This is a genomic window from Aeromonas sp. 95A, from assembly GCF_051919235.1.
In the GTDB taxonomy this organism is placed as follows: Bacteria; Pseudomonadota; Gammaproteobacteria; order Enterobacterales; family Aeromonadaceae; genus Aeromonas; species Aeromonas veronii.
The window spans coordinates 1,731,459-1,753,395 of sequence record NZ_JBQBFC010000001.1 but is presented as its reverse complement, the minus strand read 5'-3'; the positions used below and the strand labels follow the sequence as shown (position 1 = coordinate 1,753,395).

Here is a 21,937-nt window from a genome sequence, read left to right as displayed (position 1 = left end):
CGTGATCGACCAGACTGCCATCATTCACGATACTGCCATCGTCCATGAGTCTGCCGTGATCGGTAAAGGGGTTGAAATCGGCCCCTTTTCTGTCATCGGCGCCGAGGTGGAAATCGGTGACAACACCTGGGTAGGTTCCCATGTGGTGATCAAGGGCCCGACCAAGATTGGTCGCGGCAACAAGATCTTCCAGCACACCTCCATCGGTGAGGATTGCCAGGACAAGAAGTACGCCGGTGAGCGCACCTTCCTTGAGATTGGCGACAACAACGTCATTCGCGAGAACTGCACCTTCCACCGTGGCACCATTCAGGATCAGAGTCTGACCAAGGTGGGCAGCGGCAACCTGTTCATGGTCAACGTTCATGTTGCCCACGACTGCATCATCGGTGACAACTGCATCTTCGCCAACAATGCGACCCTAGCGGGCCACGTGGTGATCGGTGACTTCGTGATCTTTGGTGGTCTCTCCGCCATTCACCAGTTTGGCCGCGTCGGCTCCCACGCCTTCGTCGGTGGCTGCGCAGCCCTGAACAAAGACGTGCCGCCTTACGTAATGGCCGCCGGCAACTACGCCAAGCCGTTCGGGGTCAACTCCGAAGGTCTGCGTCGCCGCGGTTTCAGCGCCGAGGCGATCTCCGCCGTCAAGCGTGCCTACAAAGAGATCTTCCGCTCCGGCAAGACCATCGAAGAGGTGCTGCCTGTGCTGATTGAGATGGCGCAAGCCGAACCGGCCGTCCAGCTCTATGTGGACTTCCTCAAAGATAACGAGCGCGGGATCATCCGTGCCTGATCCGGTTCGTATCGGTATCGTCGCCGGAGAAGTCTCCGGCGACATCCTGGCTGCCGGTCTGGTGCGCGAGCTGCAAGCCCGCTACCCGGATGCGCAGTTTGAAGGGATCGCAGGGCCGCGGATGCAGGCCCTCGGCGTCAAGGCGCTGTTCGAGATGGAAGAGCTCTCCGTCATGGGGATCACCGAGGTGCTTGGCCGTCTGCCGCGCATCCTCAAGGTTCGTCGCGAACTGCTGCGCCACTTTATTGCCAATCCGCCCGATATCTTCATCGGCGTGGATGCACCGGATTTCAATATCGGAGTGGAGCTGAAACTGCGCCGCGCCGGTATCAAGACGGTTCACTATGTCAGCCCCTCTGTGTGGGCCTGGCGCCAGAACCGCATTCACAAGATCAAGGCCGCTACCGACATGGTGCTCGCCTTCCTGCCGTTCGAGAAAGCCTTCTACGACCGCTTCGATGCCCCTTGCCGTTTTGTCGGTCACACCATGGCGGATGATATTCCGCTGGTGCCGGATCAGGCTGCCGTGCGTCGCAATCTCGGTATCGATGCCAATCGCCGCTGGCTGGCGGTGCTACCGGGCAGCCGCACCGCAGAAGTGGGCTTTATGTCCCCCCTGTTTCTCGAAGCGTGCAAACACCTGACGGTGCGCTATCCGGATCTCGGCTTCATTGTGCCGCTGGTCAACCAGAAACGGCGCGAGCAGTTTATGGCCATCAAGGCCGAGGTAGCGCCGGGTCTCGACATGGTGCTGCTGGAAGGGCAGGGCCGCGAGGCGATGATCGCCGCCGACGTGGTGATGCTGGCCTCCGGCACCGCGGCGCTCGAAGCCATGCTGGTGAAAAAGCCGATGGTGGTGGGTTACAAGCTCAAGCCCTTCAGCTATTGGCTGGCCCAGCGACTGGTAAAGACCGAATTTGTCTCTCTGCCCAACCTGCTGGCCGGTCGCATGCTGGTGCCGGAACTCATCCAGCACAAGTGCACCCCGGAGAATCTGGTGGAAGAGGTGAGCAAGTACTTCGAGCACGACAACAGTGCGCTGGTCAACACCTTCACCGAGCTGCACCAGCTGATCCGCTGCAATGCCGACTCGCAGGCCGCCGATGCGGTGGCGGATCTGCTCGGCAGATAACGCTATTTCGGACCGTCGATTGCGCCGCGCAGCCCGTTAATCCGTTTTCCGAGCGGTGATGCCGCGCCAGTCGACCCCTGTCAGGCCCCACGGGGCCTGTTTTGATTCAAGGCTACAAGATGATGATCGATATTCCTGACGACAAGCTGGTTGCCGGTGTGGACGAAGTGGGCCGTGGCCCCCTGGTGGGTGACGTGGTCACCGCTGCGGTCATTCTCGATCCCGCTAATCCGATCGCGGGGCTCAACGACTCCAAGAAGCTCTCCGAGAAGAAGCGCCTCGCCCTGTTTGACGAGATCAAAGAGAAGGCGCTCGCCTGGGCCATCGGTCGCGCCAGCCCGGAGGAGATCGACGAGCTCAACATCCTGCATGCCACCATGCTGGCGATGCAGCGAGCCGTGGCGGAGTTGAAGGTCACCCCTGAGCTGGTCTTTATCGATGGCAACCGTTGCCCTGCATTGCCGATGGAAGCGCGCGCCGTGGTCAAGGGCGATAGTCTGGTGGCCGCCATCAGTGCCGCTTCGATCCTCGCCAAGGTGACCCGCGACGGCGAGATGACCGAGCTGGACAGCCGTCATCCCGAATATGGTTTTGCCCGCCACAAGGGTTATCCGACCGCTGAGCACCTCGCCATTCTGGCCGAGCGTGGCCCGTTGCCCGAATATCGCAAGAGCTTCAAGCCGGTGCGCCGCGCACTGGGGATCGAGTAGACCATGCCATTTAGTTTGAGCAGCGAGAGGAGATGACGATGGCTGACCCCCGTTTTATCCACCTGCGAGTCCACTCCGACTTCTCCATGGTCGATGGCCTGCAGAAGATCAATCCCATAGTCGGGGCGGCGGCGGCCAACAACATGCCGGCGCTGGCGCTGACCGATCAGATGAACATGTGCGGTCTGGTGCGCTTCTATGGCGCAGCCCACGGCAAGGGGATCAAACCCATCGTCGGTGCCGACTTCTGGGTGCAGAGCGATGAGCTCGGCGACGAGCAGTTCCGTCTCACCCTGCTAGCCATGGATAACGACGGCTACCAGAACATCACCCTGCTTATTTCCCGCGGTTACCAGCGCGGCCACGTGCAAGGGCGGCCGGTTATCGACAAGAGCTGGCTCGCCGAGCATGCCAAGGGGGTGATCGTCCTCTCCGGCGGCCGCGAGGGGGATGTGGGCAAGTTCCTGCTCAAGGGCAACCGCCAGATGACCGAGCAGTGCGTCGCCTTCTATCAGACTCACTTCCCGGATGCCTATTACCTCGAGCTGCTGCGCACCGGTCGCTCCGACGAGGAGGTCTATCTGCACATGGCGGTGGCCATTGCCACCGAGTTCGAGCTGCCGGTAGTGGCCACCAACGAGGTGGTGTTCCTCAACGCCGATGACTTCGACGCCCACGAGATCCGGGTCGCCATCCACGATGGCTATACCCTGATGGACAAACGCCGTCCCCGTCGCTACAGCCCCCAGCAGTACCTGCGTAGTCAGGAGGAGATGGCGGAGCTGTTTGCCGACATTCCCGAAGCGCTGGAAAACACGGTGGAGATCGCCAAACGCTGCAACGTGACGGTGCGTCTCGGCGAGTACTTCCTGCCCAACTTCCCGACCGGTGACATGACTACCGAAGATTTTCTGGTGGCCAAGTCGAAAGAGGGTCTGGAGGAGCGTCTCGAGTTCCTGTTCCCGGATCCGCAAGTGCGCGCCGAGCGACGTCCCGAGTATGACGAGCGTCTCGATGTCGAGCTGAAAGTGATCAACCAGATGGGCTTCCCGGGTTACTTCCTCATCGTGATGGAGTTTATCCAGTGGTCCAAGGACAACGGCATCCCCGTTGGTCCGGGCCGGGGGTCGGGGGCAGGTTCTCTGGTGGCCTACGCCCTCAAGATTACTGACCTCGACCCGCTGGAATTTGACCTGCTGTTCGAACGTTTCCTTAACCCCGAGCGGGTATCCATGCCCGACTTCGACGTCGACTTCTGCATGGACAGGCGCGACGAGGTGATTGAACACGTCTCCGACATGTATGGTCGGGATGCGGTCTCCCAGATCATCACCTTCGGCAGCATGGCGGCCAAGGCGGTGGTGCGGGACGTGGGCCGGGTGCTGGGCCACGCCTACGGCTTTGTGGATCGCATCTCCAAGCTCATTCCGCCGGATCCGGGCATGACGCTCGCCAAGGCATTCGAGGCCGAGCCCAAGCTGCCCGAGCTCTACGAGCAGGATGAGGAGGTCAAGGACCTCATCGACATGGCCCGCCGCTTGGAAGGGGTAGTGCGCAACGCAGGTAAACACGCCGGTGGCGTGGTGATCGCACCCACCAAGATCACCGACTTTGCGCCGCTCTACTGCGATGACGAAGGCCATCACCCGGTCACCCAGTTCGACAAGAACGACGTGGAATACGCCGGCCTGGTGAAGTTCGACTTCCTGGGTCTGCGCACCCTCACCATCATCGACTGGGCGCTCGGCATGATAAACCCGCGTCTTGCCAAAGAGGGCAAGCCGCCGGTCGATATCGCCGCCATCCCCATCGATGACAAGAAGTCGTTTGACCTGCTGCAGCGCTACGAGACCACCGCGGTATTCCAGCTGGAATCCCGCGGCATGAAGGATCTCATCAAGCGGCTGCGCCCCGACTGCTTCGAAGACATGATCGCACTGGTGGCCCTGTTCCGACCGGGCCCGCTCCAGTCAGGCATGGTGGATAACTTCATCGACCGCAAGCACGGTAATGAAGCGATCTCCTATCCGGACGAGAAGTGGCAGCACGAGAGCCTGAAACCGATTCTGGAACCGACCTACGGCATCATCCTCTATCAGGAGCAGGTGATGCAGATCGCCCAGACCCTGGCTGGCTACACGCTCGGTGGCGCAGACATGCTGCGCCGGGCGATGGGTAAGAAAAAGCCCGAGGAGATGGCCAAGCAGCGAGCCGGTTTCGAGGAGGGCGCCGTCAAAAATGGCGTCGACGGCGAACTGGCGATGAAGATCTTCGATCTGGTGGAGAAGTTTGCGGGCTACGGCTTCAACAAATCCCACTCCGCCGCCTATGCGTTGGTCTCCTACCAGACCCTCTGGCTCAAGACCCACTTCCCGGCCGAGTTCATGGCGGCGGTTATGACCGCCGATATGGACAACACCGACAAGATCGTGACTCTGGTGGACGAGTGTCAGCGGATGGGGCTCACCGTGATCCCGCCGGATGTGAACACTGGCCGCTATCGCTTCTCGGTCAACGAAGATGGCCATATCGTCTACGGGATCGGGGCGGTGAAAGGGGTGGGTGAAGGCCCCATCGATGCGATCTTGAGCGCACGGGATCAGGACGGCCCATTCCGCGATCTGTTCGACTTCTGCAACCGGGTCGACATCAAGAAGCTCAACAAGCGGGTGATGGAGAAGCTGATCCTCTCCGGCGCCATGGATCGGCTCGGCCCCCACCGCGCCGCCCTGATGGCGACCCTGGAGGAGGCGATGCGGGCCGCCGAGCAGCACGCCAAGGCGCAGGCAGTGGGGCAGGTCGACATGTTCGGCGTGCTCACCGAAGAGATTGACGACGTCAAAAAGGCGTTTGCCAACGTGCCGCACTGGCCTGACAAGGTCTGGCTGGAAGGGGAGCGCGAGACCCTCGGGCTCTATCTCACCGGCCACCCCATCAACCAGTACAGCAGCGAATTGCGTCGTTATACCTCGGGTCGCCTGTGCGATCTGCATCCCACCTCCCGCGATACCGTGACCACGGCGGCGGGGCTGGTGATCGCGGCTCGCAGCATGGTGACCAAGCGTGGCAACAAGATGGGGATCTTCACCCTGGACGACCGTTCTGGTCGCCTTGATGTGACCCTGTTCAGTGAAGCGCTGGAAAAATATGAAGAATTGATGCAAAAAGACCGCATTTTGGTGGTTTCTGGACAGGTCAGCTTTGATGACTTCTCCGGTGGCCTTAAAATGTCGGCTCGAGAATTACTGGATATCAACGATGCGAGGGAGCGTTTTGCCAGAGCAATCCGCATCTCCCTCGATGAACAGCGGATTGATGATCGCTTTTTCCCGCGTTTGTGCGAGATTTTGGAGCCCGCCCGTGCCGGAGTCTGTCCGGTTCAGGTAAACTATCGTCGCCCCGGCTCCCGGGTGCGATTGACGCTCGGTACCGAGTGGCGGGTGACGCCCACCGATCAACTGATAGATGACTTGCGAGTCCTGCTTGGACGAGAGCGGGTTGAATTGGTTTTTGATTAGAGGTTCTAAGGCCCTATGAGTCTTTTTCTGGATTTTGAACAGCCGATTGCCGAGTTGCAGGCGCAGATTGATGAACTCAAACATGTGAGTGAAGGCAATCACGCCGTGGATCTGAAAGACGAGATCCGCCGGCTGGAGAAGAAAAACGAAGAGCTGACCAAGAAGATCTTCGGTGATCTGGGTGCCTGGCAGGTATCCCAGATGGCGCGTCATCCCCAGCGCCCCTACACCTTTGACTATATCGAGCATATCTTCACCGATTTTGACGAGTTGGCTGGCGATCGCGCCTATGCCGATGACAAGGCTATCGTCGGCGGCATCGCCCGTCTCGACGGTGAGCCTGTGATGGTGATTGGTCACCAGAAGGGTCGCGAGACCAAAGAGAAGATCAAGCGCAACTTCGGTATGCCGCGTCCGGAAGGATACCGCAAGGCCCTGCGTCTGATGGAGATGGCTGAGCGCTTCAAGATGCCGATCATCACCTTTATCGACACCCCAGGTGCTTACCCCGGCGTCGGTGCCGAAGAGCGTGGCCAGTCCGAAGCGATTGCCCGCAACCTGAAAGTGATGGCCGGTCTGACCGTGCCGGTGGTCTGCACCGTGATTGGTGAGGGTGGCTCCGGTGGTGCGCTGGCAATCGGCGTGGGTGACCGGGTCAACATGCTGCAGTACTCCACCTACTCCGTCATCTCGCCGGAAGGGTGTGCCTCCATCCTGTGGAAGAGCGCTGACAAGGCCTCCGTAGCTGCCGAAGCGATGGGTATCACTGCCCAGCGTCTGAAAGAGCTCAAGCTGATCGACCACGTGATCGACGAGCCCCTCGGCGGTGCTCACCGCGATGTGGAGAAGATGGCCAAAAACCTCAAGGCTCGCATCAAGCAGGATTTGGACGCACTGCGTCCGCTCGATACCGAGCAACTGCTGGAGCAGCGCTACCAGCGTCTGCTGGGCTACGGTTACTGCTAAGCGCTGCCGTCAATCCCGAGTATTCAGGCCCCCGTCATCGACGGGGGCTTTTTATTGCTGATGACCTGTCTTGCGATGTTTGCTCCAACACGCCCTGAAACGGCGCCGCTCACTCTTCGCGGATGAGGGGCCGTGTTGGTATGCCATGCCGTTGGTGAGGGCTGTCAGGGACTACGGCAACGCGTTGTCTGTCGCCTGCCCGCTGCATCCTGTGGCATCGTTAGCGGTGGCATGACAAGCCGCTTGATCATCCGATAGCGGCATAAAAAAGCGCCCCGGCTGTGCGGAGCGCTTTTACAGGTGTCTGGCGGTATTACAGTTCAATCTCGTCTGTAAGACCTTCATAGGCGATATCGATGGATTGCAGCTCCTTCTGCAGGCGATGTTTGTCTTTCAACGCCTCGATTTCACGCCATTTACGTTTTTTTCCCGTTGTCCCGCGGCTACGCGAACCGAGTTCAACCACCTCGTCATAATCGAAGTTGAACATTTCCATGGCTCCCTCCTTGGTTTTTATCGTTTTCACCACCCGTATAACATAACGAATCTGAAATTAAAACGTTTTCGTGACGACTCTATGACAGCGCTAAAAAAGCCCATGAAAAAAAACCGGGCCCCTTGTTAGGGGCCCGGTTTTTATCAGAAAAAAGAACCGATTACAGGCGGCTTGCCAGCATGGTTTCCAGCTTGCCCTGGTCGATGGCGAACATGCGGATACCTTCGCCCAGCTTCTCGTGAGCCATGGCATCCTGGTTCAGTTCCCAGCGGAATTCGGCTTCGGTCATCGGGGTCGGTTTGGCCTTGCGCTCACCGGTGTAGTCCAGTTTGCGTACCACGGCGCCTTCGGTCTTGCTCAGTTCTTCCAGCAGGGCCGGGCCGATGGTCAGGCGGTCGCAACCGGCCAGTTCCAGGATCTCGCCGGTATTGCGGAAGCTGGCGCCCATCACCACGGTCGGGTAGTCGTGCTGCTTGTAGTAGTTGTAGATGGAGGTGACGGAGACCACGCCCGGATCTTCGCTGGCGGTGTAATCACGGCCATTTTTAGCCTTGTACCAGTCGAGGATGCGACCCACGAACGGGGAGATCAGGAAGGCACCGGCTTCGGCACAGGCACGGGCCTGGGCGAAGGAGAACAGCAGGGTCAGGTTGCACTGGATACCCTCTTTCTCCAGAACCTCGGCGGCACGGATCCCTTCCCAGGTGGAGGCCAGCTTGATCAGAATGCGGTCGTTGCTGATACCCGCTTCGTTGTAGAGACGGATCAGCTTGCGGGCCTTGGCGATGCTGGCTTCGGTATCGAAGGAGAGGCGGGCATCCACTTCGGTAGAGATGCGGCCAGGAACGATCTTCAGCACTTCCAGACCGATGTTGACGGCCAGCTTGTCGCCCGCGTCGATGATTTGCTGTGCCTTGTCCTGGCTCTGGGCTTTGGCCCACTTGATGGCGTCTTCGATCAGCGGAGCGTACTCGGGGATCTCGGAGGCCTTCAGAACCAGAGAGGGGTTGGTGGTGGCATCGATGGGCTGATAGCGTTTGATGGCTTCGATATCACCGGTGTCGGCAACAACAGTGGTCAGGGCTTTCAGCTGGGTTAATTTATCGGCCATAGCGAATATCATCTCTTAATGAGGGAGTAATCCCTGGGTTGCGGGCTTGAGACGGTGGTTCTGAAATAAAATTACAGGATCTTGGTGCCTCAGGCTCAGAAAAGCGCGATGGGGGCGGCCCATCGTCATTGCCTGCCTAATTAATACTGATGTGCTGCATCCTGCAATAGGGGCGCTTGGTTGTTAAACATTCAGGCTGTTGAGTCATCCAGTTTTATGGCTTGAAACTATATGATTAGTAAGGTTTTTTACATTTCCTTCCGACCTCGCTCCGGTTTGCTTTCAGCTGAACTTTTTTAGCCAATATCCATATTTGTGTCGTCGATCACATAAATTATCTCACTACGCACTTGAAATTTAATTACAGCGAAAACGTTTGGCGAAATGTCTCCGTTTGAAAGCCATTTCATGCAAGCGTTTGCGTTTTCGCATAGCTCATCAGGGATATATCAAAATGGTTCTCTTATGGGGCTTAATGGTGGCCTGTCTGATTGAATTATTGAGTTTGTTGAAAGTTTGCGATTTAAATGGAGCTTTATGGGCTTTTACAGTTCGTTTTTTGTGTCTCGCGTGACCGGGATCACTATTCCGGGCTCTCCCGCTGTGCTAGATTCCGCCCCTTTAGCGAAACGCTAATTAAACGACAGACAGAAAACGGTCAGCGCAGACTGGCCATGGATGTGAATAACAACGAGAGAATTATGGACACCTTGATTGCGATGCTAAACGACCTGATGTGGGGAGCCGTGCTCATCTACCTGCTCATCGGGGTCGGTATCTTTTTCACCTTCCGCCTGGGTTTTATCCAGATCCGTCACTTTGGCCACATGTTTTCCGTGCTGAAAAACAGCCGTAAATCGGACAACGCGGGCATCTCCTCCTTCCAGGCCCTCTGTACCAGCCTTGCCGCCCGTGTCGGCACCGGCAACCTGGCCGGTGTGGCTGTCGCCATCTATCTGGGTGGCCCCGGCGCCATCTTCTGGATGTGGCTGATTGCCTTTATCGGCATGGCGACCGCCTTCGTCGAAAGCACCCTGGCCCAGCTCTACAAGGTCAAGGATGAGGATGGCAACTACCGTGGTGGCCCGGCCTACTACATGGAGAAAGGCCTTGGCATGCGCTGGATGGGGGTGGTCTTCTCGCTCTGCCTGATCCTGGCGTTTGGTCTGGTGTTCAACGCGGTGCAGGCCAACTCCATCAGTCTGGCGATGAAGGTGGCGTTTGGCATTCCTGACTGGGTCAGCGGTCTGGCGCTGGTGGCGCTCTCCGGCCTGATCATCTTCGGCGGAATTCGTGGCATTGCCCGTTTTGCCGAGCTGGTGGTGCCCTTTATGGCGCTGGCCTACATCCTGCTGGCGCTGGTGATCGTGGCGATGAACATCACCGAGTTGCCCCATGTCTTCATGCTGATCATCAAGTCCGCCTTCGGGATTGAGCAGGCAGGCTCGGGTGCGCTGGGTTATGCCATCTCCCAGGCGATGATCAACGGTATCAAGCGCGGTCTCTTCTCCAACGAAGCGGGCATGGGCTCTGCGCCCAACGCTGCGGCGACTGCCACTCCCTATCCGCCGCACCCGGCCTCCCAGGGTTATGTGCAGATGCTGGGGGTCTTTATGGACACCATCGTCATCTGCAGCTGTACCGCCGCCATCATCCTGATGTCCGGTCAGTTTGAGCCGGGCTCCGGCGTGACCGGTGTCGAGCTGACCCAGCGGGCGCTCTCCTCCCAGATTGGCAGCGGTGGCAACATCTTCATTGCGGCGGCCATCTTCTTCTTCGCCTTCACCTCTATCGTGGCGAACTACTCCTATGCCGAGACCAATCTGGTGTTCCTCGAGCACAACCACAAGGGTGGCCTGATGCTGTTTCGGGTGTTCGTGCTGGGGATGGTGATGTTCGGTGCCGTGGGTGAGTTGCCGATTGTGTGGGCCATGGCGGATGTCTCCATGGGTCTGATGGCCATCGTCAACCTGGTGGCGATCCTGCTGCTCTCCAGCGTTGCCATCAAGCTGGCGAAGGATTACAACGACCAGCTCCGGCTGGGCAAGGTACCCACCTTCGATGCCAACAAATACCCCGAGATCCGCTCCCAGCTGGAAGAGGGGATCTGGGACAATCCGACCAAAAAGTAACAAGCGGTGAGTCAAACCTCTTGATTAAAACCTGAAGGGGGAGCCGGTGGCTCCCCCTTCTTTTATGGTGCACTCTTGGGTTGCTTATCCCAGCGCCGAACGAGCTGTCTGACACGCCGTCGTAACTGGCGCCCGCAGCGCCCTTGTTGCCGTTCGCTGAGGGGGGCATAACGCCAGAGTCGATAGAGCCATGCACTCTTTAGCAGGGGGTGGGCAAGGTCGGGACGCAGCCGTGCCAGCCGCTCGCACCATGTCCCCATGCTTTCGGCGGGCTCTGGGGGATAGCCGCTGCGTTTACCCCGTTTGAGCAGGGGCTGCCAGATGCGCCGCTCTGGCGGCAGGCGGGCGGGCAGCAGCAGGGGCAGGCTCACCAGCAGGGCGACCAGCATCAGGCTGGCGAGGATCAACCAGGGTGTGTGTCCCGCCAGTGCGGGCCAGCGCAGGCCGATTTGTTGCCAGAGCTGACCCGCATCGTAACCAATCACCCAGCGACTCCACTGGTAGTCGATATTGTTGCCCCACCAGCGCAGTTGATTGAGCAGGGCCCAGTTGCGATAACGCTGCAAAGCGAGGGGGTCGGCAGCGGTAAACTCGTCGCTCAGCGCCTCCCTTACGCCGCCTTCAATACGCTCCGGTGCCACTGCCGCAGTGGGGTCGATTCGCCGCCATGATCCCTCTTCATCGAGATACTCTACCCAGGCGTGAGCATCGAACTGGTGTACCGCCAGATAGTTGCCTCTGGGATTCCACTCGCCGCCGAGATAACCGGTGACCAGCCGTGCCGGAATACCGGCGGCGCGCAGTACGAAAGCGGTCGCCATGGCGTAGTGGCCGCAAAAGCCCTGCCTGGTATCGAACAGGAACTCATCCACCCCGTCACTGCCAAGCCGTGGCGGGGTCAGAGTGTAGTAATAGGATTGGCTGCGAAACTGCGCGAGTAGGGCGGTGACCAGCGCTGCGCGTTCTGGATAGCGCACAGCCAACCCTTGGCCGTGAGCGCGCGCTCTTGGGTTGCCCCCCGGCTGGCAGTTGCAGGTTGCGCTGGGCGGCTTGGTGGTCATCCTCTGGCTGCGCTTCGCCGCGGCCAATGCGATAACGGATCGCCACCTCGCCGCTCCCCTGTCGATAGAGGGTGTCGAGAGGGGTTAGCAGCACCGGACCCGCCAGCAGGCGCGGTTCACTCAGAGCAAAGGCCCAGCGGTGGCGCTGGGGCTCGGCGATCACCTCGTAGCTCCCGGCGGGTAACGGACTATCTACCTGTTGAGTGTTGGCCTGTGAAGAGGATGCCAGAAGGGTCAGCCCGGTCTGCACCGGCACTGTCTGCTGCCATGCTTTGACCTCGGGGCTCAGCAACCAGCGCTGGCCATCGAAAACCTCTTGGCGCATCACCGGAAAATAGCGCTCGCGGACAGGGGGCGGGCCATCGGCAAAGGTGACCCGAAACGCCAGTTCGGAGGAGTTGACAAGTTCGCTGATATCGCCGGGGGCCAGCTCTTCCGAGAGCCCCGACAGTGCACGGCTGGTGGTGGGCATCTGCCAGAGGGGCGGGAGCCTTGGCAGCAGCAAAAACAGGGTGATAAGCAGTGGAAGCGCCAGCAGCAGGGTACCACCTGCACTGCGCCAAGGCCGTTTCTGTTCGGGGGCGATGGCGGCCACCAGCGCGGTCACTGCCAGCCAGAGCGCCACTGTCATTCCGACCGTCCAGCCGATGCTCTGTCGCTGCACCAGCGCTAGCGCGATGAGAAAGAAGGCGAGCAGCAGCACCTGCTCGATATCCCGCTCGCGCCGTACCTCGATCATTTTGAGGCTATAGCCGAGCCAGAGCAGATTGATCAGGGCGGGCAGAGTGCCCAATGTGCGCCACTGCAACCCCAGCAACATCACGGTTGTGAAGGCCAGCAGCGCCAACCCGCGGGCAGGGAGGGGCGGCCAGCCACGCCACAGCATCATGGCCCGGATGCCGAGGGTCATGGCGCCCACCGCCACTACCCAGAGTTGCAACTGGGGCCAGAGCGCCGCGACCAGCAGCAGCTGTTGCAGGGCGATGAGTGGCAACAGGCGGCGGTTATCGAGCAGCATCGGGCGTGCTCTTCGGTGGTGTGGCATCGAATCGGGCCAATGCCAGCAGGCAGCGCTGCACAAAGGCGGCGCCGCTATCTGGCCCCAGCGTCTGGCCTGCCAGTGTCAGGGTAAAAGGGATGCCCCGCTTACCGTAATCGGTGCACCACCAGGCCAGCACCGCTAACCGCTGCTCGAGATCCCCACCCGCGACCCGCTGCAAGGTGAGGTGAGTGTCATCCTGCTGCGGTTCATTGAACTGCTTGCTCAGCAGGCCGCGCCCCTGGGCAAGCTGCTTCCAGGCGACCCGGCTCAGTGGCTCGCCGGCTTGATGTGTCCGCAGGGCATCAAAGTCACCGAGGGTGGCCGGAGCGGGTTGGCCCTGATGTCCTTCGCTTTGGGTCGCATGTTCCCCTCTTAGCGCCCCGAACATCGGCTTGGGGGCGAGCCAGCCCTCTAGCTGCAAGTCCAGCAAGGACCAGCAGCGAAACAGGCCGAGAGGGTAGCGGCTCTCGACCCGCAATCGGCCAAGGGAGAGTGGCCCACGGCGTGAACCCAATACTGGCAGGATCAAGGTGCGAGGCACAGCGCCGGCCTGTGCCAGCCAGAGGGTGCCTTCGTTGAGGCTAAAGTGAAGTGCCTGCACCGGGCGCGGGCTCTGCACCAAGATGCGGATAGGAAGCTGGCTACCCGCTTCCCCCAGCACCAGCGGCCCACCCAGCAGCTCCAGCCCCAGCAGGTTGCGGTGGGTGAGCCACATGGCTGCCATAAACAGGCTGCCGAGGCAGTAGGCCACCAGCAGTACCAGATTGTTCTGGTAGTTGGTGCCTAGCAGATAGATGGCGAGCAGCACCAGCAGATAGAGCAGCCCCATGCGGGTGGGGAGGATAAAGAGGCTGCGGGTAGCCAGCGTGATCTGGCGGGCTGGGGGAATGCGACGGTCGAGCCAGCGTCGTTGCCAGCGGGCTCGCCACTGCTGCCAACGGTTTAGCAATTTGCTCATCAGGGATTGTCCGGATCGACCTTGGCCAGCAATCGCTGGCTCAGGGGGCAGGCTTCGCCGTGCTGTACGCCAAAGCTGCCCCGCAGCCGATGCTCGGCCACATAGGGGAAGACTGCCTGCACATCCTCCACCGTGACAAAGTGCCGCCCCGCCACCAGCGCCCAGGCCCGGCTCACCGCCAGCAAGGTCTGGGCTGCCCGGGGGGAGAGGGGCTGTGGCAGATCCCCATCAAAGCGGCTCTGGTGCACCAGCGCCAGCAGGTAGTCGAGGGTGGCATCGGAAACATGGATAGCATCACCTTCCGCTTGCAGGGCAGCCAGCTCGGCGTCATTCAGCATGGCGGGCAACGGGTCAGTCGGTTGGTTGCCCCGCAGTAGCTGGCGCTCCGCTTCTCGCGGCGGAAAACCCAAAGAGAGTCGCACGGCGAAGCGGTCTAGCTGGGATTCCGGCAGTGGATAAGTGCCCGCCTGATCCGACGGATTCTGGGTGGCGATGACGAAAAATGGATCGGGGAGTGGGTGCGTGTGGCCCTCGATGCTCACCTTGCCCTCGGCCATCGCCTCCAGCAGGGCGCTCTGTACTTTGGGGCTGGCGCGATTGATCTCGTCCGCCAGCAGTACCTGGGTGAAGATGGGGCCGGGGTGAAAGCGAAATGTTTGCTGCTGGGGGTCAAAGATCTGCAACCCCAGCAGGTCGGCGGGAAGCAGATCGGCGGTGAACTGCATCCGCCGGCATGCCAGCCCCAGTACCTGTGCCAGCGCGTGGGCCAGGGTGGTCTTGCCCATACCGGGCAGATCCTCGATCAGCAGATGACCGCGCGCCAGCAGGGTCACCAGCGCGATTTTCAGCTGTAGCGGCTTGCCCAGAATGACTTGCTCCAGTGCTGCCAGCAGCCCGGCAATCTGCTCTTCTCTCTTCATTCCCTTCATACACCTTCCCTGTATTGCGTCGCACCTACAGCTTATACGCCCGCAAGGGCGAAGGCGGATAACTGACGGGCGGTAAAAGTGCTGCGCAGGGATGGCTATGAGCGGGAGGTGACCCGGTTTATTACGGCCTCTGGTCGATTCAATATGGCCACCCAGGCACGCAGCTCAATACAATATTTCCTGATTGGAATGTACCGATCGCCATCTCTTCACTAGGTGAGGGCGGTGGGCGCCCATATAGTTGCCCCCATTGCGACGCGCTGCGTTGCTAGCTTTGTCACCACCTTGGCCCCGCCAACTTTTGCTCTATGTTGCTGCCATCTGGCGGGGGCAGGCGGGTCAATCTGTTATGGAGCATCCATGCCTGTATTCCTGTTGTGCACTTTTCTGATGATCATCCTCTATCCGGTCGGGATCGATCTCTATCTGGTCGCCGTGCCCCAGATTGCCGATACCCTGCAGGCTAGCGAGGCGCAGATCCACACCGCCTTCTCTATCTATCTGTTCGGTATGGCGGCCACCGTGCTGCTGGGCGGAATGATTGCCGATCGCTTCGGGCGGCGCTGGGTGGTGCTCGGGGGGGCGCTGATCTTTGTCCTCGCCTCGCTGGTGGCAGGCTGCGCAGAGGGGATAAGTCAGTTCTATTTCGGCCGTTTCTGGCAGGGAGTCGGGGCGGGGGCGCTCTATATCATGACCTTTACCGTGCTGCGGGATGTGCTGAGTCAGGAGCGGCTGGCGATGGCGCTCTCGATGATCAACGGGGTTATCTGCGTGATCCCGGTGCTGGCGCCGGTGCTCGGTTACCTCATCCTGTCCCATTTTGATTGGCGCGGGATCTTCGTGGCGATGGCGCTGGTGGCGGCCATCAGCGGTCTGGTGAATTTGTTGCTGCTCAAGGAGACCCGTCCGGCCCGGCAACCGGGGAGTGGCGCTGCGCTGCCCTTTGCCCTGCTGCGCTCGCCGCGCTTTATGCTGCTATCCCTGCTGACCAGTGCCAGCGTGACCGCCATTCTGGTCTATGTCAGCGTCTCGCCGCTGATCCTGATGAAGGAGTTTGGCTTCACCACCGAGCAGTACTCCATCGTGATGATGGTGATGGCCGGCGTGAGTATGTCCACCTCTTTCCTGACGCCCCTGCTGTTGCGACGTTTGGGCAAACAGAAGGTGCTGGCGGTGGCTCATCTCTCCTATCTGCTGGCGGCGTGCTCACTGATCGGCAGCTGGCAGGCGGGGGGCGATATCCATCTGCTGCTGCCGGGGTTTGCGCTGGTCTGTGTCGGCTTCTCCTGTGGGTTCGGGGTGGCGATGGGGGAGGCGCTCGATGGTTGTCAGCACAATGTGGCGTTCGCCAGCGCGGTGCTCTGCATCATGCAGATCAGCCTCTCCGGCCTCTATATCTGGCTGCTGGGCCAACTTGGCTTTGCCCCGACCGAGATGCTGATCTGCGCCCTGCTGCTGGCACTGCTCAGTTACCTGGCTGTCAAAGGGCTGGTACCATGGCTCGCGCTTCGCGAAGCGCGGTCGCGGGGATAACGATGGGAGGGGGTATGCGCAACCTGGGTGAGCTCGATTTGAACCTGCTGGTGGTGTTCAAGTACCTGATGCAGGCGCGCAGTGTGGCAGGGGCGGCCAAAAAGCTCTGCGTCACCCCGTCGGCGGTGAGCAAGTCTCTGGCCAAGTTGCGGGAGTGGTTTGACGATCCCCTGTTTGTGCGGGTGCGGCAGGGATTGCAGCCCACCAACCTCTCCCTGACCCTGGAGGAGGAGCTGAAGGTCTGGTTCCAGCTCACCGACAGCATCACCTCGCTCAATAGCGAGGCGATCCCCGACGGTGCCCGTTTCACGCTGGTGATGGAGTCCCCCTTTTACATCAGCTTCCTGAGCGATCTGCCCATGACCATCTACCAGAAGTACCCCAACTCGGTGGTCAGGATGCTGGGGTGGGATCACCACTCCCTCAACGACATCGTCAATGGCGATGCGGATCTCGGCTTCTGCGCCCGCGAGACCCATGGCCGCTCCCGGGCCAGGGTCAACCGCTTGCCCTACTACATCGATCACGAGGTGCTGTTCACCGATCGCCCGGTGGTTTTTCTGCGCAAGGATCACCCCTTGCTCCAGCAGAAGTGGTCGCTGGAGAACTTTCTGGCCTGCCCCCAGATCAGCATGGTGTGGGAGGCGAACGATACCTGGGCCCTCGACAGCCTGCTGGAGGACGAGGGGCTGAAGCGGGAGGTGCCCATCATGGTCTCCAGCTTCGAGCAGGCGCTGCATATCGCCTCCCAGTCGAGCCACGAACTGATTGCTGTGGCTCCTTCCTACTGCGGTGGTTATGCCAGTCGGCATCATGGCAATCTGATCGCCATGCCGCTGCCGCTCCCCGAGAAGCTCTACGCCCAGCTGGAGATCGCCTTCATCTTACTGTGGCACAAGCGGCACAATCAGGATGCCAAGGTGATGTGGCTGCGCAACGAGATCCGGCGGCTCTACAACGATGAATCGCCACGCTAATGTGGCCGTGACGGTGCCCATCGATCAGCCGGAGCCATCTGCTCCGGCTTTTTGTTGTCGTATCGCCCTGATGAGCGGGCTTTTGCACGACTTAAGTGCCGAGTTCGGGTTCAACTGTGTGCCATTCAACTCTCTTTATGCACAGATTAGCCTTGGTTGCACGTCTCGAGTGAAGCTCTTTTCACGAAAAAAATTCATGTGGTTTCATTAGAAAACTTCACTAATGGTCAATTTTAAAGTGTGATCGACCATTAAGTTCCTGTATTTGTAGTGATATAGCATGACGCCCCTTGGAATGGTGGGGTTAGATATCGCCTGCGTAGGTGACAGCCAGTAGAGCGCGGCGTGAGCCAGCCCCACAGGTCGTCTGTGGCCGTGTCATGCCCCGGCTATCTAACCACCAGCCATGAGTGACGGAGCAGAGGGGAATAAGCAAAACCGGCTTGAGTGAAGGGATGCAGCAAAGGTAGCGCCTGGCGCCGGTAATGGCATAGCGTGACGCCACTCACCATCCCCCGATAACCCGTAATTGAAACCGGCTAGATGAAAAACACCTTTCATCGAACGGGGCCCGTGCACCCGAAAATAGCCAGATTGGCAGGCTGACTGTGCTCCCCGTTATGGCAATGGCGGGCAAAAAAATAGTGCGGTAGCCACCACCAGATTAATAAAAATAAATCTCAGCAAAGGCAGGTTGATATGCGTCCAGCAACAGCACCGACCGGGTTGTTACAACAACCCAAACCCTTTTTCATGATATTTTTCGTCGAACTCTGGGAGCGCTTCGGTTATTACGGCGTGCAGGGGATCCTGGCCGTTTTCTTTGTACAGCAACTGGGTTTTTCCCAGGAGCAGTCGTTTATCACCTTCGGTGCCTTCTCGGCGCTGGTGTATGGTCTTATCTCGATAGGCGGTTATGTTGGCGACCATATTCTCGGCACCAAGCGCACCATGGTGCTGGGGGCCGTGGTGCTGGTGATAGGCTACTTTATGACCGGCCTCTCTATCTACAATCCCGACCTGATTTTCTATGCGCTAGGCACCATCGCGGTCGGTAACTGCCTGTTCAAGGCCAATCCGGCCAGCCTGCTGTCAAAATGCTACCAGCCAAAAGATCCGCGGCTGGATGGGGCGTTTACCCTGTTCTATATGTCGATCAATATCGGCTCCCTTATTTCCCTCTCGCTGGCACCGGTGATTGCCGATCACTACGGCTACACCGTGACCTATAACCTGTGCGGGGTGGGGCCTTAACCATCCCCTCATATGAGCGAGGCGTGGCGCGGCTTCTGAGGTATGATCGCCATCCTTGACCAGCTAATACCCAACAGACTATCCCCATGTTTAACCACGAACTAATCCTCAACCACATCGACGATATATTTGGACAGGACATGCATGCTAAGCGTGTTCTTTCCCTCGCCAATGCTACCCTCGGGGTTATCGAGTCAGGTTCACTGGCCATCCACGCCATCGGTAGTGGCCTCTCCTTGGCCAACGGTCTCGAACGTAAACATGCGGTTAAACAGGTGGATCGCCTGCTCACTAACACCAAGCTCAATGTCTGGAGCCTCTTTGACGATTGGGTGCCCTATGTGGTCGGTGAACGTACCGAGATCGTAGTCTCCATGGACTGGACCGAATTCGATGCCGATGATCACAGTACCTTGGTTATCAGCCTGCAAACCAACCACGGTCGCAGTACTCCGCTGCTGTGGAAAACCCATCGGAAATCGTTGCTCAAAGGGCAACGCAATGCCCATGAGAAAGAGCTGCTCACCAAGCTCAAGCAGACGTTGCCAGAGGGTATCTTCGTGACGGTAGTAGCTGACCGCGGCTTTGGTTACATGGAGCTGTTCGAACGCCTGGAGCAAGAGCTAGGCTTTGCTTATCTCATTAGATTTAAAGGAAATGTTTTGGTTGGTTACCCTGGTGTAGAGCAGGTTCCAGCTCGGGACTGGCTAACGCCGACCGGGCGCACCCGAACCCTCAAAGCGGTGGAGCTAACTGGGCAGCGACAGCCTGTCGAACGGGTCTATTGTTGTCATAAGAGTGGCATGAAAGACGCGTGGTTTCTGGCCAGTAACCGGACCGACCTGAGCGCCGCCAAGGCGTTGCAACTATACGGCCAGCGCTGGGGTATCGAGACCAGTTTTCGTGATATCAAAGATTACAAATTCGGCATGGGTATGGGAGATGTGCACATCAGTAATCCGGTCCGGCGCGACCGACTGTTTTTATTCAGTGCCCTGGCCATCGTCTTGCTGACGCTGCTGGGTAAGGCTGGAGACAGTGTCGGTCTAGAGAGAACGATCAAGGTCAATACCAGCAAGAGCCGAACCTATTCGTTCTTTCGGCAAGGGGTCATCTATTACCAGTTGTTACCTAAAATGAAAGAAGCCAATGCGGTCTTGTTGATGGATAAATTTATCTACTACCTGAAGCAACACCGCTTATATACCCGCACACTTGGAATTATTTGAGTCTCTAAAAATGAGGGGATCTCTGAGGGGTGGGGCTGATTATTGCGCTGCTCACCTTCTTTGCCTGCCGCAATATGGTCAAGGATATTGGCTCAGCGCCGGATCACCTGCCACTGAATTACAGCAAGCTGCTGCTGGTTATATTGGGCTCGGTAGCCATGGTCTTCTTCTGCGCCTGGCTGATGCACCACGTGGTGATCGCCAACATGGTGCTGATGACGGTGACTATCGCCGTGGTGATCTTCTTCTTTCGCGAGGCGTTCAGGCTCGATACCGTGGGCCGCAACAAGATGTATGTGGCCTTCGTGCTGATGCTGGAGGCGGTGCTCTTCTATGTGCTTTACGCCCAGATGCCGACGTCTCTGAATTTCTTTGCCATCAACAACATGCACCACGAGATGCTGGGCATGAGCGTCAACCCAATCAGCTTCCAGGCGCTCAACCCCTTCTGGGTGGTGGTGGGTAGCCCGGTACTCGCGATGATCTATACCCGGATGGGCAGCAAGGGGCGGGATCTCACCATGCCGCTCAAGTTCACCCTCGGGATGTTCTTCTGCTCGCTGGGCTTTCTGACGGCGGCGGCATCCGGCTGGTGGTTTGCCGATGAGCAGGGGCTTACCTCCCCCTGGTTTATGGTGCTTATCTACCTGTTCCAGAGTCTGGGCGAGCTGATGATCAGTGCGCTGGGGCTGGCGATGGTCGCCGCGCTGGTGCCACAACGGTTGATGGGCTTTATTCTCGGAATGTGGTTCCTGACTCAGGCGATGGCGTCCCTGCTGGGTGGCTATGTGGCGACTTTTACCGCCGTGCCGCAAGGGATGACGGATCCGCTGCAAACTTTGCCCATTTACACCGGCGTGTTTGGCAAGATCGGGATGGCGACCCTGCTGATTGCGGTGGTGATGGGGCTGATGGTGCCCTGGCTCAACCGGATGATGAATGCGACGCCGACAGAGGCCGAGGGGCTGGTCGCGGGTCAGTCACAGGTGTAATGAGGGGAGGATAGTGCGAGACAAGGCAAGGGCTGCGACCCTTGCCTTGCTGTTGATGACTTAGTTGTACTGCTCTTCCATCCAGGCTTCGACGATCAGCTGCGCCGATACGCCGTCCACACTGCCTTTTTCCAGCGCGCGATAGCCGCCCCGTTCAAACAGGCGGGCGCGGGCATCTGTGGTGGTGAGTCGCTCATCCTTGAACTCCACCGGCTTGCCGAAACGGCCATGCAGCCGGTTACCAAATTTGCGGGCCCGTACTGTTATCTCCTGATCTGTGCCATCCATGTTCAGTGGCAGACCGACCACCAGCAGGTCCGGTTGCCACTCCTTGAGCAGCTTCTCAATCTCGTCCCAGTTGGGGATGCCGTCGTTGGCCTTGAGGGCGCGCAGAGGCTGGGCTGTGCCAGTCAGCTCCTGACCGATGGCGACGCCAATGCTCTTGGTGCCATAGTCAAAGCCCATGATGCTGCGTGATGACATAACTGATAAATCCTCGAAATAGAGAGCGGAGCGGGCCAGCCGATCAGCTGTGGCCGATATCGCTGGAGAGGTGAACCGGGTTCACCCCTATGCTGGCGGCAGCTTGCTGCCAACGTTTGTGAATGGGGGTCTTGAACACCAGAGCCGGATTGGGGGGGATCACCAGCCAGGCGCCATCCACCAGCTCCTGCTCCAGCTGCCCGGCACTCCAGCCGGCATAACCAAGGGCCACCAGCCAATGGGCAGGAGCCTCGCTCGTACCCAGAGTTTCCAGAATATCCTTGGAGGTGGTCACCATCATCTCATCCCCCACCTGCAGGGTGGAGTTGAAACCGGGGCGGAAGCTATGCAGCACGAAGCCACGATCGGCATGAACCGGCCCCCCTTGCAGCACCGGCTGCTTGAGTTCCGGGTTGTTGGGCGGGTTGAGCTGGAGCTGGGTCAGCATGGTTTCCAGCGACATCTCGACCGGAATGTTGACGACCAGTCCCATGGCGCCCTCTTCGTTGTGCTCGCACAGATAGACCAGCGAACGCTCGAAGTAGGGATCCGTCAGGCTTGGCATGGCAAGCAGGAAGTGATTTTGCAGTGTTTGCATAGAGGCCAAATAGTGCAAAGGTA

General features: G+C 59.2%; 15 protein-coding genes and 3 pseudogenes. 11 read left to right on the top strand and 7 right to left on the bottom strand.

Going from position 1 to position 21,937, the window contains the following annotated elements; genetic code table 11:
• Position 1 precedes the first annotated feature (1 nt).
• The 5 genes from lpxA to accA all read left to right on the top strand — a co-directional run bounded on the left by lpxA (position 2) and on the right by accA (position 7,119).
• Entirely contained in the window at positions 2-793 is a 792-nt protein-coding gene (gene lpxA / locus ACTG2U_RS07675) for an acyl-ACP--UDP-N-acetylglucosamine O-acyltransferase (RefSeq protein WP_005338557.1), read from the top strand.
• Positions 786-1,925, top strand: coding sequence for a lipid-A-disaccharide synthase (gene lpxB, locus ACTG2U_RS07670; protein ID WP_439974316.1), 1,140 nt, complete (start codon positions 786-788; stop codon positions 1,923-1,925). The genes lpxA and lpxB overlap by 8 nt, the downstream gene beginning before the upstream one ends.
• Before the next feature lie 119 nt (positions 1,926-2,044).
• Positions 2,045-2,635 carry a ribonuclease HII gene (gene rnhB / locus ACTG2U_RS07665; protein ID WP_139443193.1) on the top strand — a complete coding sequence of 197 codons (591 nt, stop codon included), beginning with the start codon at positions 2,045-2,047 and terminating at the stop codon, positions 2,633-2,635.
• Between the two features lie 38 nt (positions 2,636-2,673).
• Positions 2,674-6,153, top strand: coding sequence for a DNA polymerase III subunit alpha (gene dnaE / locus ACTG2U_RS07660; protein WP_139443194.1), 3,480 nt, complete (start codon positions 2,674-2,676; stop codon positions 6,151-6,153).
• A gap of 15 nt (positions 6,154-6,168) precedes the next feature.
• The gene (accA, locus tag ACTG2U_RS07655; RefSeq protein WP_005338549.1) at positions 6,169-7,119 is read left to right on the top strand and encodes an acetyl-CoA carboxylase carboxyl transferase subunit alpha; all 951 of its coding nucleotides are present in this window, start codon (positions 6,169-6,171) and stop codon (positions 7,117-7,119) included.
• Positions 7,120-7,432: 313 nt separating this feature from the next.
• Here the strand turns inward: accA and ACTG2U_RS07650 are convergent, their stop codons facing one another.
• The gene (locus ACTG2U_RS07650) at positions 7,433-7,615 is read right to left on the bottom strand and encodes a DUF3545 family protein (RefSeq protein WP_005338547.1); all 183 of its coding nucleotides are present in this window, start codon (positions 7,613-7,615) and stop codon (positions 7,433-7,435) included.
• A gap of 160 nt (positions 7,616-7,775) precedes the next feature.
• Positions 7,776-8,726, bottom strand: a complete 951-nt coding sequence (tal, locus tag ACTG2U_RS07645) for a transaldolase (RefSeq protein WP_005349780.1) — start codon at positions 8,724-8,726, stop codon at positions 7,776-7,778.
• Between the two features lie 701 nt (positions 8,727-9,427).
• On the opposite strand from tal, the gene ACTG2U_RS07640 reads away from it, so the two are divergent.
• Positions 9,428-10,858: an alanine/glycine:cation symporter family protein gene (locus ACTG2U_RS07640; RefSeq protein WP_013724018.1), complete on the top strand. Its 1,431-nt coding sequence runs from the start codon at positions 9,428-9,430 to the stop codon at positions 10,856-10,858.
• Positions 10,859-10,920: 62 nt separating this feature from the next.
• Here the strand turns inward: ACTG2U_RS07640 and ACTG2U_RS07635 are convergent.
• The 3 genes and pseudogenes from ACTG2U_RS07635 to ACTG2U_RS07625 form a co-directional block, all read right to left on the bottom strand.
• Positions 10,921-12,937: pseudogene (locus ACTG2U_RS07635) on the bottom strand (transglutaminase family protein).
• Entirely contained in the window at positions 12,924-13,919 is a 996-nt protein-coding gene (locus ACTG2U_RS07630) for a DUF58 domain-containing protein (protein ID WP_439974315.1), read from the bottom strand. The pseudogene ACTG2U_RS07635 and the gene ACTG2U_RS07630 overlap by 14 nt, the downstream one beginning before the upstream one ends.
• Positions 13,919-14,848, bottom strand: coding sequence for an AAA family ATPase (locus ACTG2U_RS07625; protein ID WP_439974314.1), 930 nt, complete (start codon positions 14,846-14,848; stop codon positions 13,919-13,921). The genes ACTG2U_RS07630 and ACTG2U_RS07625 overlap by 1 nt, the downstream gene beginning before the upstream one ends.
• Before the next feature lie 360 nt (positions 14,849-15,208).
• Between ACTG2U_RS07625 and ACTG2U_RS07620 the strand changes: the two genes are divergently transcribed.
• The 5 genes and pseudogenes from ACTG2U_RS07620 to ACTG2U_RS07600 all read left to right on the top strand — a co-directional run.
• Positions 15,209-16,381 (top strand): MFS transporter, encoded by a 1,173-nt coding sequence (locus ACTG2U_RS07620; RefSeq protein ID WP_439974313.1) that lies wholly within the window; start codon positions 15,209-15,211, stop codon positions 16,379-16,381.
• Between the two features lie 14 nt (positions 16,382-16,395).
• Positions 16,396-17,358, top strand: a complete 963-nt coding sequence (gene yidZ, locus ACTG2U_RS07615; RefSeq protein WP_429116439.1) for an HTH-type transcriptional regulator YidZ — start codon at positions 16,396-16,398, stop codon at positions 17,356-17,358.
• A gap of 699 nt (positions 17,359-18,057) precedes the next feature.
• Positions 18,058-18,606, top strand: a pseudogene (locus ACTG2U_RS07610) (oligopeptide:H+ symporter); the annotation flags it as partial.
• 92 nt (positions 18,607-18,698) lie between these two features.
• Positions 18,699-19,841, top strand: coding sequence for an IS4-like element ISAs18 family transposase (locus ACTG2U_RS07605; protein WP_041204923.1), 1,143 nt, complete (start codon positions 18,699-18,701; stop codon positions 19,839-19,841).
• Positions 19,842-19,867: 26 nt separating this feature from the next.
• Positions 19,868-20,833: pseudogene (locus ACTG2U_RS07600) on the top strand (oligopeptide:H+ symporter); the annotation flags it as partial.
• A 60-nt stretch (positions 20,834-20,893) separates the two neighbouring features.
• Here the strand turns inward: ACTG2U_RS07600 and ruvX are convergent.
• Together ruvX and ACTG2U_RS07590 are read right to left on the bottom strand one after the other, a co-directional pair.
• A complete protein-coding gene (gene ruvX / locus ACTG2U_RS07595; protein ID WP_005343821.1) occupies positions 20,894-21,316 on the bottom strand; it encodes a Holliday junction resolvase RuvX in 423 nt (140 codons plus the stop codon).
• Positions 21,317-21,359: 43 nt separating this feature from the next.
• Positions 21,360-21,914, bottom strand: a complete 555-nt coding sequence (locus tag ACTG2U_RS07590) for a YqgE/AlgH family protein (RefSeq protein ID WP_005349793.1) — start codon at positions 21,912-21,914, stop codon at positions 21,360-21,362.
• Positions 21,915-21,937: the final 23 nt, after the last annotated feature.